General features: G+C 67.1%; 11 protein-coding genes. 7 read left to right on the plus strand and 4 right to left on the minus strand.

Going from position 1 to position 12,885, the window contains the following annotated elements; translation table 11 throughout:
- Positions 1-300 precede the first annotated feature (300 nt).
- The 4 genes from IEQ11_RS20855 to IEQ11_RS20870 all read left to right on the plus strand — a co-directional run bounded on the left by IEQ11_RS20855 (position 301) and on the right by IEQ11_RS20870 (position 5,715).
- The gene (locus IEQ11_RS20855; RefSeq protein WP_191823795.1) at positions 301-2,991 is read left to right on the plus strand and encodes a CshA/CshB family fibrillar adhesin-related protein; all 2,691 of its coding nucleotides are present in this window, start codon (positions 301-303) and stop codon (positions 2,989-2,991) included.
- 255 nt (positions 2,992-3,246) lie between these two features.
- Positions 3,247-3,702: a hypothetical protein gene (locus IEQ11_RS20860; RefSeq protein ID WP_191823794.1), complete on the plus strand. Its 456-nt coding sequence runs from the start codon at positions 3,247-3,249 to the stop codon at positions 3,700-3,702.
- A gap of 607 nt (positions 3,703-4,309) precedes the next feature.
- Positions 4,310-4,819, plus strand: a complete 510-nt coding sequence (locus IEQ11_RS20865; protein ID WP_191823737.1) for an SRPBCC family protein — start codon at positions 4,310-4,312, stop codon at positions 4,817-4,819.
- A complete protein-coding gene (locus IEQ11_RS20870) occupies positions 4,819-5,715 on the plus strand; it encodes a sterol desaturase family protein (protein ID WP_191823738.1) in 897 nt (298 codons plus the stop codon). The genes IEQ11_RS20865 and IEQ11_RS20870 overlap by 1 nt, the downstream gene beginning before the upstream one ends.
- A 142-nt stretch (positions 5,716-5,857) precedes the next feature.
- Here IEQ11_RS20870 and IEQ11_RS20875 read toward each other — a convergent pair whose 3' ends face one another.
- Together IEQ11_RS20875 and IEQ11_RS20880 are read right to left on the minus strand one after the other, a co-directional pair.
- Positions 5,858-6,475: a glutathione S-transferase family protein gene (locus tag IEQ11_RS20875; protein WP_191823739.1), complete on the minus strand. Its 618-nt coding sequence runs from the start codon at positions 6,473-6,475 to the stop codon at positions 5,858-5,860.
- A 42-nt stretch (positions 6,476-6,517) separates the two neighbouring features.
- Positions 6,518-7,939 carry a M20/M25/M40 family metallo-hydrolase gene (locus IEQ11_RS20880; protein WP_191823740.1) on the minus strand — a complete coding sequence of 474 codons (1,422 nt, stop codon included), beginning with the start codon at positions 7,937-7,939 and terminating at the stop codon, positions 6,518-6,520.
- A gap of 112 nt (positions 7,940-8,051) precedes the next feature.
- Here IEQ11_RS20880 and IEQ11_RS20885 point away from each other — a divergent pair, with 112 nt between their 5' ends.
- Together IEQ11_RS20885 and IEQ11_RS20890 are read left to right on the plus strand one after the other, a co-directional pair.
- A complete protein-coding gene (locus IEQ11_RS20885) occupies positions 8,052-8,528 on the plus strand; it encodes an Lrp/AsnC family transcriptional regulator (protein WP_191823741.1) in 477 nt (158 codons plus the stop codon).
- A 114-nt stretch (positions 8,529-8,642) separates the two neighbouring features.
- Positions 8,643-9,692, plus strand: coding sequence for a pyridoxal-phosphate dependent enzyme (locus tag IEQ11_RS20890; protein WP_191823742.1), 1,050 nt, complete (start codon positions 8,643-8,645; stop codon positions 9,690-9,692).
- Between the two features lie 36 nt (positions 9,693-9,728).
- On the opposite strand, the gene IEQ11_RS20895 is transcribed toward IEQ11_RS20890, so the two are convergent.
- On the minus strand, positions 9,729-10,637 hold the full coding sequence (locus IEQ11_RS20895) for a LysR substrate-binding domain-containing protein (RefSeq protein WP_247024633.1): 909 nt from the start codon (positions 10,635-10,637) through the stop codon (positions 9,729-9,731).
- Positions 10,638-10,783: 146 nt separating this feature from the next.
- On the opposite strand from IEQ11_RS20895, the gene IEQ11_RS20900 reads away from it, so the two are divergent.
- Positions 10,784-11,488, plus strand: a complete 705-nt coding sequence (locus IEQ11_RS20900) for a glutathione S-transferase family protein (RefSeq protein ID WP_191823743.1) — start codon at positions 10,784-10,786, stop codon at positions 11,486-11,488.
- A gap of 246 nt (positions 11,489-11,734) precedes the next feature.
- Here IEQ11_RS20900 and IEQ11_RS20905 read toward each other — a convergent pair whose 3' ends face one another.
- A complete protein-coding gene (locus IEQ11_RS20905; protein ID WP_191823744.1) occupies positions 11,735-12,880 on the minus strand; it encodes a fatty acid desaturase family protein in 1,146 nt (381 codons plus the stop codon).
- Between the last annotated feature and the right edge of the window lie 5 nt (positions 12,881-12,885).

A 12,885-nucleotide genomic window follows, 5' to 3' on the forward strand; every position in this document is an offset into this window, starting at 1 on the left:
CAAGACCTTGCGTGCCGTTGTCCACGCATGGGCCTTGCGCCGTGCACGCTGTTCGTCTGCGAGTCGACTTCCCCGGCAATAACGCGATGCGACGTTCGCCGATGCGGCGGGACGCACGACAGCGAACACGATCAAGCAAGCGAACGGATCACCGACCATGCGTGGATCGATACAACGCCCATCGCCGCGGCATGTACACGCAACCGGTCGCGGCACCGGCCCGACTCAAACCAACGCTCCCGCAACCGGGGCGCTCACTTTTTCGATCGCCCCTGGCGATGTCGCAGTCCTGGAGGACAGATGACCAGCACCACCGCCATAACGCCCCATCGGTCGCGACGGGACTCAACCCGTCCGCTGCCGCGTTCGACCGGGCCGCGGCCGTGGGCGCTGACCCTGGCGCTGCTGTGGCTGGCCTTGCCGCCGCCCGCGCAGGCGCAGTTCGCGACCCAGGGCTCGGGCACCTATCGCAACAACATCATCTGGTTTCGCTGGGGAAACGGCACCTGTCTCAACAGCCAGGACAACTGCGCGGAAATCGGCAACAACACCGCCAACCAGACCATCACCAGCCAGCAGACCTACAACGTGGCGGGTCAGCCGCTGGTGGTGACCTGCACGCTGTCGGGGGTGGACGACAACGAGTTCCGCACCTATCGCTCCGGCTTGTGGCAGGGCGACGGACTCGACGACTTGTACAATATCGGCGGCGTCGGCACGGCCAATACCTTGTACAACGGCCTGCTGAATTTCGGCCAGACCCAGGTATCGACGGCCACGTTCGCCTGTGGCGCCACGCTGGGAGGCAATCCTTTCCCGCTGGAGGGACTGGTGGTCGCCGACGCAGAGCAGTCCCTTACGGGCGGCACCGGCCAGAACGAATCGATTTCCGCCAATGCGCCGACCGCGACCAGCTGGCGCATCATCGACCGCTTCCGCACGCCCGGCTGCACGACCAACGCCACCGCCAACATCACCGCAACGACGCTGACCCTCAACGGCAGCACCCCACTGTGCACGGCCGGTCCGATGGCCGTCGCCTTCATGGAGGGCGCCACCGGCGCGACCCTGACCCTGCGCGGCAACGGGCGTTCGGCCATGGCCCTGGGCGTGATGGTGTTCGTCGCCGACCGCAGCGATGCGCCGCTGAGTTACGGCGAGCCTCAGCACTTGCCGAACTTCACCTGGAACGGCGGCAATCTGCCGAACGGCAACACCACCTACACCACCATGATCCTGGCGACGCTGAACCAGCCGGCGGTGCGGCTGGGCACGCGGGTCGACATCGAGAACGTCTCTCTGGCCGGCGCTCCGGCGACCGGCGACGACAGCAACTTCACCACCCCGACCGCCACCGACGACGAAGACGCCTTCGCCACGCTGGCCAATATCGCGCTGTCGCCGGGCGCCAGCCACAACCTGTCGGTGCCCTGCGCCGGCAACGGCGCCTTCGTGCGCGGCTTCATCGATTTCAACCGCGACGGCGATTTCACCGACGCCGGCGAAACATCCGCCTCGGCCACCTGCAACGGCACCGCCGCCGCGGTGACCTGGACGATGCCGGCGGTCGCCGGGTTGAACCCGGGCGCCAGCTATGCGCGCTTCCGCATCGCCTCGGCCGCCATCGACGTGGCCAGTCCCGTCGGTCTGGCGAGCAGCGGCGAAGTCGAGGACTACCCGGTCACCCTGACCTCGCAGACCCTGACGCTGCGCAAGCAATGGACCGGCGCGGCCGTCGGCGACGACGCCGTCATCACCGCCTCGCGCGGCGGCAGCGTGATCGACACGCTCAACAGCAATGCCGACGCCGCGGGCGAACTCGAAACCGATCCCACGCCGGCCAATGTGTTCGCGGGCGAGACCATCGTCCTGGCCGAAACCCTCGCCGCCGGCAACGTCGGCGGCTATGCCCCGGCCCTGGCCTGCACCGGCGCCGCGGACACCAATCCCAACGACGGCATCGCCATCGCCGCGACCGACACCAACATCGTCTGCACCTACACCAATACGCGCGTGGCCACCCTGCAACTGGCGAAGGCCTGGGCCGCCAACAGCAGAACCGGCGATACCTTGACGATCGGCGCCACCACCGGCGGCAACAACAACACCGCGCCGTTCGACGCGACCGCGCCGACCGCGGCCAACAGCGGCGCGCCGGTGAACGTGCGCCTGGGCGATGTCGTCACGCTGCCCGCGGAAACCGGAACCGGCCTGGGCAACTACACCACGACACTGGCCTGCACCGGCGGCCATACCCTGTCCGGAACCAACGGACAGGCCGCCAACACGCTGACCATCACCAGCGGCAACGCGGCCGTGTGCACCTACACCAACACTCGCATAGCGCAGCAGATCAACCTGGCCAAAGTGTGGAGCGCGAACAGCACCAATGGCCACACCGCCAGCGCGACGACCACCGGCGGCAGCGCCAACCCGACCTTCAACGCGACCGCTCCGACCAACAGCGCCGGCCCGGCCGTGACCGTGTTCGCGGGCGACGTGCTGACGTTGCCGGCGGAAACCTTCGGCGGCGGCGCGACCGCCGCCAGTTACACCACCGCGCTGGCCTGCACCGGCGGCAGCCCGCTGGCCAGCGGCGCGACCGGCCGGACGCTGACGATCACCGCCAGTACCGCGGCGACCACCTGCACCTACACCAACACCCTGGTGGTGGTGGATCTGTCGATCACCAAGACCAACACCTTCGCCGCGGGGCCGCGCGATCAGGTCAACGACACGGTGGCATCGGGCGCCACGACCACCTATACGCTGGTCGCGACCAATAACGGACCTGGCCAGGTCACCGGTTCGATCGTGCGCGACACGCCCGTCGCCGGGCTGACCTGCCCGCCCGGCAATGCGGTAACGATCACCGGCAATGGCGTGCCCGCGGGCAGCTTCACCGTCGCCGACCTGAGCGCCGGCATCGCGCTCGGCACGCTCGGCGCGGGGCAGAGCACCACGCTCAGCTTCGACTGCCAGGTGAATTGATGAGGGCATCGGGCCCAGGCGGCGAGTTGTCGATGCTCGGCGTCTCGCCGTCCGTGCATTCACCACGGGCCGGTCGTGTACGCGCCGTTGCTGGCACGGCGGTGCGAACGACGCTGCCGTTGGTCGAGGGCTGGTTGGCGCGCTGACGACGGGGCGGCATCCGTCGCGCCAGTGGTCGCAGCCGCGGCGGATGCGCTACCGTTCGATCCAGTACCTCTACGGCCCCAATGGCCCGGTTCACTCAGGAGCAGGCCGATGTTCGCATCCAGGGCGATCACGTTCTCCGCATTGGCCTTGATTCTGGCGGTCTTCGTCGCCGCCCCTGTTTTCGTCCTGCAGGCCAGCCCTTACATGCAGCCGGGACAAAACTGGTCGATGGGCTTGCTGGCCGGCGGAGACCTGCGCTTGCTCGATTCCGGCCGCTATGTTCATCGGTCGTGGTGCGACATGTGTCCCAACCAGATGATCGTGCAGGGCACCTGGCGGCGATCGGGCGATTGGCTGCTGTTGCAACCGGCATCCGCCGAGCGCGCTGAAAGAAAGCTGCGCGTGGCCACGATCAAAGGTTGCCCGATGCTGATTCCGTTGCAGAACGGCGAGTGGCCCAAATGGATCAGTCACGGCACGGTGTATTCGCGCGCGGGCGACCGGTGTGCGATCGAGCTGGATATGGCGGGCCGAACCGGGGAGTTGCTGCGCGATCTGCAATGAGGTCGTTGCATCCTGGTTCGCTCAACCAGGTAGTGCGGCAAGTTCGAAAGTAGCCTTGTCTTTGCAGTCTCGCGGTCGCGGCTCGCGCCGCTCCTACAGGTAGGCCATGCAGCTTCTGCTTGAGCCTGAGGTCCAGTGCGCCACTAGCGCTGCGAAGCTTGTAACTCGCGTTAGCAAATGCACACCCGAAGGGCGACGCGCAGGGATGCGCGTCGCGCGCCACCGGGACAAGGATGTCCCGTGTGGCGCGTGCCCGCGTCAGCATCGATCTTGCGGGCCTTTGATTCAAAGAAAAGCATTTTTCTTTGGTTACCTTTTGACCGAAGGGAATCCAGGCGGACTTTTGTTGCTTTAGACAAAAGAAAGTAACCCGCCGTTTCAGCGGCGGAAGCTCTCAGCATTTGATCTTGATGGGTGAATAGAAGGTCACCGAATCTCCTACTCAAAGACCTCAAAGGCTTCGGGCAGGGCCAACGCCCGTTTCACGGACCACAGCAGCATCGGGCACCCCCAACATCGCAGCCCAAACCATCCACAAAGGCCAACCCCCAAGCAAAACATACGCCCGCGTGTGGACAGCCCCGAACCGCCCTCCTAGACTCCGCTCATGCACCTGACCCTCACCGCCGAACGCAGCATCGCCGCCGCGCCCGAGGCGGTGTTCGCGCTGGCGCTGGACCACGAACGGTTCCCGACCCTGTTCGACGGCTACGGCCCGATCCCCGGGCTCAAGCGCATCACCCCGCTGTCGCCGCCCGCGCTCGGCAGCCTGCGCGCGCTGGAGAACCGCGACGGATCCAAGCTGCGCGAACGCATCACCGCCTGGCAGCCGCCGCATCATCACGCCTACGTGCTCGACGGCTTCCGCGCGCCGCTGTCGTGGCTGGCGCGCGAGGGCCAGGCCGACTGGCGCTTTCACGCCGAACCCGACGCCGACGATACGCGGATCGCGAACGTCACCCACGTGGTGTGGACCTACCGATTCGAACTCACCTCGTTCCTGGCCTGGCCATTGGCCGCGCCGCTGCTGCAAGGCTGCATGCGCGCGGCGATGCGGCGTTGCCTGGAGCGCATGGCGCAATCGCTGGAAACCGCGTGGCGCGAGGAGCGGCGCTGATGGAAGAGTGGATCCTGATGGCGCTGGCGCCGGTGTTCCTGCTGTTGATCGCGCTGGAAGCCTGGTATTGGCGCAAGCGCCGGCCCGATCAGTACAGCCTGCGCGACACCTTGTCGAACGCGGCGCTGGCGTTGATGCACCAGGCCAGCGACGCGATCGCCTGGCTGATCGTGATCGGGCTGTACTACGCGGTCTACGCACATCGCTTGTTCGAATTGCCCGCCTCGGCCTGGACCATCGCCGGCCTGTTCCTTGCCCAGGATTTCTTCTACTACTGGTTCCATCGCGCCAGCCATCGCATCCGCTGGATGTGGGCCTCGCACGTCACCCACCATTCCTCCGAGCGGCTCAACCTGTCGACCGCGTTCCGGCAGAGCCTGACCTATCCGATTTCCGGCATGTGGCTGTTCTGGCTGCCGCTGGCGTGGATCGGCTTCGAACCCAAGCACATCGTGGCGGTGGTCGCGATCAACCTGGCGTTCCAGTTCTTCGTGCACACCCAGGCGGTCGGCAAACTCGGCTGGCTGGAAAAGGTGTTCAACACGCCCTCGCACCACCGCGTGCATCACGCGCGCAACGCGAAATACATCGACCGCAACTACGCCGGCGTGCTGATCGTCTGGGACAAATTGTTCGGCACCTATGTCGAGGAAGACGAGGCGGTGCCGTGCGAGTACGGCATCATCGGCCAGATCCACAGCCACAATCCGATCAAGCTGACCTTCCACGAATGGATTGCGATGTTCGGCGACGCCTGGCGCGCGCGCGGTCTGCGCGGCATGCTGGGCCAGCTGTTCGGGCCGCCCGAGCGGTCCTTGGCGCATACCGACCCCGTGGTTATTCCTACGGCGTCGACGTCGACTTCGACGACCGTGCTGGCAGACGGCCGCGATTGAAGCGGCTGCAGGTTCCAGCCTACGGTTTTTTTCGCTCGCTTAAATCGCGCGCGGCACTTCATCAGCGATCCAACAGCGACAAACCGAAACACATGTAATTGCGAGCACTTCTGCTCAGCGGCCTGGGCGCGACCGCGCTGGTTCAATCGTGGGTCTCGCCCGACAACGGCGTGGCCCGCATCGAATCGCGCCGCTCGAACGCATCGAACCAGCCGCTGAGTTTCGGCCGGCCCTCGCGGAAATCCGGCAGTTCGCGAAACGCCAACCAGCTCAGCGCGGTGGCGATGGCGATATGACCCACGTGCAGCGGCGCGTCCGCATCGAGTTCGCGCTCGAGCCAGTCGTAGCTCTCGATCAGCTTGAGCGTATACGCCTCGCGCAAGGCGTCGTAGCGCAAGGCCTCGGGACGGCGCACGGTTTCCCAGCGCACCTTGATCCCGGCATCGGCCAAGCCCTGCGCGATCGCCTGCAGGCGCAAGGCCTGCCAGCGCGCCTCGCCGTCGCGCGGAATCAGCGGCGCGCGGTCGTGCAAGGTGTCGAGGTAGGCGCAGATGATGTCGGAGTCGAACAATGCCGACCGTCCGGGACGAATCAACACCGGCACCTTGCCGAGCGGGTTCTGCGCGTACACCGCGTCGTTGCGCAGGGTCGGGCTGGTTTCGTGGTGCACCACCTCGATCCGATCAGCCAGCCCGGCCTCGTGCGCGAACACCAGCACCTTGCGCGCGTACGGCGAGTGGGTTTGATAGAGCAGTTGCATGGTCAAGTTCCTGAGAAGCAGATGAGGATCAAAGCACGAACGTCATCGCGGATCGGCATCGCCGCGGGCATCGTGCAGCAGCCGCGCCAGCGCCGCGGTGATCCGGCGCGCGGTCGGCAGGTGCAGGAACTCGTTCGGCCCGTGCGCATTGGATTGCGGCCCGAGCACGCCGGTGACCACGAACTGCGCCCGCGGAAAACGCTCGCCGAGCATGGCCAGAAACGGAATGCCGCCACCGCCGCCGATCAAGGCGCCGTCGCGGCCGAACGCGTCGCGCGACGCGCGTTGCAGGCTGTCGGCCAACCATGGCGCGACCGCCGGCGCATGCCAGCCTTGGCTGATCGAATCGACCGTAAATCCGACCTGGCTGCGATACGGCGGGTCGGCTTCGAGCAACGCCTTCAATCGTTGCGATGCGATCTTCGGGTCCAGCGTTGGCGGCAAACGCAGGCTCAGCTTGAGCGCGGTATGCGGCTGCATCACCGCCGCCGCATCGGCCACCGCCGGCAGTCCGTCGATGCCGGTGATCGCCAGCTGCGCGCGCCAGGCACGATTGAGCGCGAGTTCGCCGAGCGCTTCCTCGACCGGACGGGTGTCGGCATGAAACGGAAACCCACGCACTAGTTCGTCGCCGAGCGCGTTCGCGGCCAGCCCGGCCTGTTCGCGCCGCGCCGCGGGAATCTCGACCTTGAAGTCGGCGATCACTTCGCCGCTGATCGGATCTTCCAGCCGCGACAACAAGTGCCGGGCGATGCGGAAACTCGACGGAACGATCCCCGACGCATCGCCCGAATGCACGCCTTCGTCGAGCACCCGCACGCTCAGGGTCCCGGCGACCTGGCCGCGCAGCGAGGTCGTGGTCCACAGCTGATCGTAATTGCCGCAGCCCGCGTCGAGCGCGACGATCAGGCGCGGCTCGCCGAGCCGCGGCGCCAGCAGTTCGATGTACGCCGGCAGATCGACACTGCCCGACTCCTCGCTGGCCTCGATCACGATCAGGCAGCGCGGATGCACCAGCCCTTGATCGCGCAGGGCGCGCAGCGCGGCGATCGCGGCGAAGATCGCGTAGCCGTCGTCGGCGCCGCCGCGTCCGTACAGACGCTCGCCTTCGAGCACCGGCGTCCAGGCCGCGCGCCCCGGCGCCCAACCCGGCATCGGCGGCTGTTTGTCGAGGTGACCGTAGATCAAGCTCGGCGGGCCGGCTTCGCCGGGCACGTCGATGAACAACAGCGGCGTGCGCCCGGGCAGGCGCAGCACCTCGACCGTGGCGCCGGCCATCTCGGCGAGCTGCTGACGCGCCCACTGCGTCATCAACTCGACCGCGCTCTCCATATGGCCGTTGTCGGCCCAATCGGGATCGAACGCCGGCGATTGGCAGGGTATGGCGATGTAATCGCGCAGCGCCGGCAGGATGTCGTCCTGCCAGGCGCGGTCGATATGTTGGCAAAGCGCGGGGAAATCCATGCAATGACCTCTCGATGAGGCGAAAAGGCTAACGGCGCGGGCGCGCGCTTTCGCCGCGAACCGATACCCGCCCGCGCGGTTTTCCGGCGCGTTCGCGCTCTAAGATGCGGCCATGAAACTCGACCGATTCGACCGTCAATTGCTGAACCTGGTGCAGGAGGACGCCGGCCAGACCGCCGACCGCCTCGCCGAACAGGTCGCGCTGTCGCCCTCGGCGATCCAGCGACGGCTGCGGCGCATGCGCGAGGCCGGGGTGATCGTGCGCGAAACCGCGGTCGTCGATCCCAAGCAAGTCGGCAAGCCGACCTTCTTCGTCGTCTCGCTGCAGGTCGAGCGCGAACGGCCGGAACTGCTCGCGCAACTGCGCCGTTGGCTGAGCGCGCACGATCAGGTGCAACAGGTGTTCTATGTCACCGGCGAGGCCGATTTCGTGTTGGTGGTGACCGCGCCGGACACCGAGGACTTCGACGCGCTGATGATCCGCATGGTCGGCGAGAATCCGAACATCCGCCGCTTCACCACCAATGTCGCGCTGAGCCTGGTCAAGCGGGGGCTGACCATTCCGGTGTCGCTCGACGAGGACGACTGAGCCGCGCGCGAGTGCGCGGGCCGGCCGCGAGCGCAAGCACGAATGCGCCGAAATCCCGCGCGCGGCCGCCGATTTCGCCGCCAAGTCGCGCGCGCCGCCGCCCACACTGGCGGCATGAGCGAACACTGGCTGAGCGACCCGACCCGGCTGTGGCCGGACTACCGACCCACCCGATTGATCGAACTGCCCGCGCTCGCGCGCCGCGCCGGTGTCGCGCGCGTGTTGGTCAAGGCCGAGAACGAACGGCCGCTGGGCAATTTCAAGGCGCTCGGCGGCATGGTCGCCGGCTTGCGCGGGTTGGCGCGGATCACCGGCGCGCAGTCGCTGGATGAACTTCGCCATCGTTGCCGCGCATGGCCCACGCCACTGCGCCTGATCTGCGCGAGCGACGGCAACCACGGCCTGGCGGTGGCCGCCGCGGCGCAACACGCGGGCGTGGTCGCTACTGTGTTCCTGCCCGAGGCGGTCGGGTCGGTGCGCGCGGCGCGTATTCGAGCGCTCGGCGGCGAGGTGGTGGCGGTGGCCGGCAGTTACGACGACGCGGTCCTCGCCGCGCGCGATGTGGCGGCGCGCGGCGACGGCTGGTTGATCGCCGACACCAGCGACGATGCCACCGATCCGGCGGTGATCGACGTGATGGCCGGTTACGGCCTGATCGCGCGCGAACTCGCGCCGCAGTTGCGCGCATGCGCGGCGACCCGCGTCAGCCATCTGTTCGTGCAGGCCGGGGTCGGCGGATTGGCCGCCGCGCTCGCCGACGGCCTGCATGCGCAGGCGCAGGCGTCGGGGCGGTTGATCGTGGTCGAACCCGAAGCCGCGGCCTGCGTCGCGCGCGCGTTGGCGCGCGGCAAGCCGGTGCAGATCGACGGCGAATTGGACACCGCGGCGCAGATGCTGTCGTGCGGGCTCGCCTCGGCCTCGGCGCTGGCCTTGTTGCTGTGGCATCGCGCGCAGGCACTGAGTGTCGATGAGCCGGCCTTGCGGCGTGCGCCACGCGAGCTGCTGGAATGCGGCGGCCCGCGCAGCACGCCGTCGGGCGCGGCCGGCGTGGCCGGGTTGCTGCACGCGGCCGACGATCGCGCGCGGCGCGAGCTGCATGGACTGGATTCCACCAGCACGGTGTTGCTGATCGTTACCGAGGCCGCGATCGAAGACGCCGACTGATTATTCGAAGCCCGATGAGGCACGCGACGCCGCCGTTCAAGGACGCGCGAAACAATCGAGCAGGAATTCCACCGTCGCGCGCACGCTCGGCAACTGACCGCGCCGATGCGGCACCAGCAGCGTCGTGGTCACGCGGCCGGCGGTCCATTCGGGCAACACGCGCAGCAGTTGGCCGTTGCCGAGCTCGGCGCGGCACATGCGTTCGGGCAGCACGGTGATGCCCAGGCCGGCGACGGCGCTCGCGCGCAGCACCCGGCCTTCGTTCGCGGTCATGCGCGCGCGCGGTTCGACCTGCATCTGCGCGCCGTCGGACCGGGTCAGCTGCCACGCCTCGCCGCCGGCTTGCCCGGTCAACAAGGCATCGTGTTCGCTCAGCTCCAGCGGCCCGCTCGGCAGACCGTATTCGGCCAGATACATCGGCGCGGCCACCAGCACGATGTCCTCGGCCAGGGCCTGGCGCTGGATCAATCCCGAATCCGGCAGCGGCGCGAAATGGCTGCGCACCGCGATGTCGTAGCCCTCCTGGACCAGATCGACCCGGCGATCGCTGACATCGACCTGCACATGCATGCGCGGATACTTGCGCGCCAACACCGGCAGATGCTCGGCCAGATAGTCCTGGGCGGTCGGCACGCCGCAGCTGATGCGGACCTTGCCGCTGGGCTCGGCGACACGGCGGCGCACGCTGTTCTCCGCCGCTTCGGTTTCGATCAGCGCGGCGCGCGCGTGTTCGTAGAAATCGCGGCCGGTGTCGGTCAGGGTGAAGCTGCGTGAGGTGCGATGGATCAGGCGCACGCCCAGATCGTCCTCGAGCGCGGCCACGCGTTTGCTCAGCGTGGACTTGGGCACGCCGAGCCGGCGCGAGGCCGCGGCGAAACCACCGTGTTCGACCGCGGCGGCGAACAGGACCAGATCGTTGAGGTTGAGCATCGGTGCAAAGTACACACAGGCAGACTTTGCGTCCACTTTCCGCCGACTACTCGGACCAAGTCCACATACCTACAGTGATCGGCACCGGGACAGCGTGCCTGCAAGCGAGCGCGATCTCGCCCGGCGCCGCCCCTTCCATCCCCATCACTCAAGGAATTCCGATGTCTGCGATCCTCTACTACGGCGTCCCCTCCGGCTGTTCGTTCGGCTCCATCGTCGCGCTGGAATGGTCCGGCCTGCCCTACCGGCTGGCGCGGGTCGACATGCCGCAGATGATCCACACCCCGGCCTACCGCGCGATCAATCCGGTCGGCGAAACCCCGGCTTTGCTGACCGCGCGCGGCGACGCGCTGGCCGAAAGCCTGGCGATCCTCAACCACATCGGCGCGCAGGCCATCGCCAGCGGCATCGCCTTCGCCCAGGGCACGCGCGGGTTCGACGAACTCAACCGCATGCTCGCCTTCCTCAACACCACCTTCTTCAACGCGTTCGCGCCGCTGTGGCATCTGCTCGAACACGAGAGCAACGAGCACGAGAAGCTCGCGTTGACCGCGTACGGGCGCGACAAGGTCGAGCGCGCGCATGCGCAACTCGAACGCATGCTGGGCGACAAGCCATGGCTGCTCGGCGAGCATCGCACCCTGGCCGATGCCTACTTCATCGGCATCGCGCGCTGGACCAAGTACCACGCGGTAATCGATCGCCGCGACTATCCGAACCTGCAACGCCTGTACGACAAGCTGGAAGCCGATCCGGCGGTGATCTTCGCCCATGCGATCGAGCAGCAGACGGTCGCGGTCAGCGCGGGTGGGTTTGCCGGTGAGATCGGATTGGAAGAGGCGCTCGGGTTCAAGCAGGCGGCTTGATGCCGGTTTCAGCTTTGCCTTAAGCAATGGCAATCGGCGGAGCAAGAGCAAATCCCCCTGCCCCCCTTTTTCAAAGGGGGGAACTCAACGGGTAGATCGGTGCGCGCCGAAATGCGCGATCACTCAAGCCGAAGCTGCCTTTGCTGTTGCCCCCTTTAGAAAAAGGGGGCGGCGTCCGCGCAGCGGACGCGGGGGATTTGAGCTGTTGCTGTTGCTGTTGTTCTTGCTGTTGCTCTCGCCGCCCCATCAACCCTGAGCTTCAACCGCCTCAGCCCGCACCAACGGCCGCCGCGCGCGCGGCCGGCTCGGCCACGCATGCCGCAGAATCCGCCACATCACCTGCCCGAACTGCCGCGGCAGCGAGCCGGTGTCGTAATGCTGACCATAGCGCCCGCAGATCTCGCGCACCTCCACCGCCATCGCCGCATACCGACGCGCCGGCAGATCGGGATAGAAGTGATGCTCGATCTGATGGCTCAGGTTGCCGGTCATCAGATCCATCCACTTGCCGCCGCTGAGGTTGGCCGAACCGCGCAGCTGACGCAGATACCAATGCCCGCGCGATTCGTTGCGCACCGATTCCTTCGGGAACACTTCCGCATCGGCGGTGAAGTGGCCGCAGAAGATCACCGTGTAGGTCCACAGGTTGCGGATCACGTTGGCGACGACGTTGCCCAGCAGCACCGGCAGGAAGAACGGACCGGCCAACGCGGGAAACAACACATAGTCCTTGAGCATCTGCTTGCCCATCTTGCGGCCGACCGGCACGAACTTGCGCCACATCGCGCGGTGCTTGGTCTTGCCGGTGAACCAGCGGCCCACGCGCAGTTCCTGGATCGCCACGCCCCACTCGAACAACAGCGCGAACACCACCGCGATGAACGGCTGCAGCAGATAGAACGGGCGCCAGCGCTGCTCCGGGAACAGACGCAGCAGGCCGTAGCCGATGTCGTCGTCCATGCCGCGCACGTTGGTCCAGGTGTGGTGCATGTAGTTGTGGGTTTTGCGCCAGTTGTCGCCGGTGGCGACGATGTCCCATTCGTAGGTCTTGCCGTCCAGATGCGGGTCGCGCATCCAGTCGTACTGGCCGTGCATGACGTTGTGGCCGACCTCCATGTTCTCCAGGATCTTCGACAGCGCCAGCAGCGCGGTGCCGAGGATCACGCCGGGCCAGAACAGCCAGGCCACGAACGCGCCGCCGATCGCGCCGACCATCAGCAGCAAGCGGCCGAGCAAACCGGTGTAGCGCACCACCGCGACCACGCGGCGGATGTAGTCGGCGTCGACCCGGCCGATCTGGGCGACAGTGCGCGCGCGCAGCGCATCGAGTTCGGCGCCGAAGCGGTCGAGTTCGGTCGGGGTCAGCGCGCGATTGCGTTTGGATGCGGTCATGGGCG

This window comes from Lysobacter capsici (genome assembly GCF_014779555.2).
GTDB lineage: Bacteria > Pseudomonadota > Gammaproteobacteria > Xanthomonadales > Xanthomonadaceae > Lysobacter > Lysobacter capsici.

Bases quoted from the DNA above. Each gene is read 5' to 3' on its own strand.
- IEQ11_RS20855 (WP_191823795.1), top strand. From the start codon at position 301: ATGACCAGCACCACCGCCATAACGCCCCATCGGTCGCGACGGGACTCA.
- IEQ11_RS20860 (WP_191823794.1), top strand. From the start codon at position 3,247: ATGTTCGCATCCAGGGCGATCACGTTCTCCGCATTGGCCTTGATTCTG.
- IEQ11_RS20865 (WP_191823737.1), top strand. From the start codon at position 4,310: ATGCACCTGACCCTCACCGCCGAACGCAGCATCGCCGCCGCGCCCGAG.
- IEQ11_RS20870 (WP_191823738.1), top strand. From the start codon at position 4,819: ATGGAAGAGTGGATCCTGATGGCGCTGGCGCCGGTGTTCCTGCTGTTG.
- IEQ11_RS20875 (WP_191823739.1), bottom strand. From the start codon at position 6,475: ATGCAACTGCTCTATCAAACCCACTCGCCGTACGCGCGCAAGGTGCTG.
- IEQ11_RS20880 (WP_191823740.1), bottom strand. From the start codon at position 7,939: ATGGATTTCCCCGCGCTTTGCCAACATATCGACCGCGCCTGGCAGGAC.
- IEQ11_RS20885 (WP_191823741.1), top strand. From the start codon at position 8,052: ATGAAACTCGACCGATTCGACCGTCAATTGCTGAACCTGGTGCAGGAG.
- IEQ11_RS20890 (WP_191823742.1), top strand. From the start codon at position 8,643: ATGAGCGAACACTGGCTGAGCGACCCGACCCGGCTGTGGCCGGACTAC.
- IEQ11_RS20900 (WP_191823743.1), top strand. From the start codon at position 10,784: ATGTCTGCGATCCTCTACTACGGCGTCCCCTCCGGCTGTTCGTTCGGC.
- IEQ11_RS20905 (WP_191823744.1), bottom strand. From the start codon at position 12,880: ATGACCGCATCCAAACGCAATCGCGCGCTGACCCCGACCGAACTCGAC.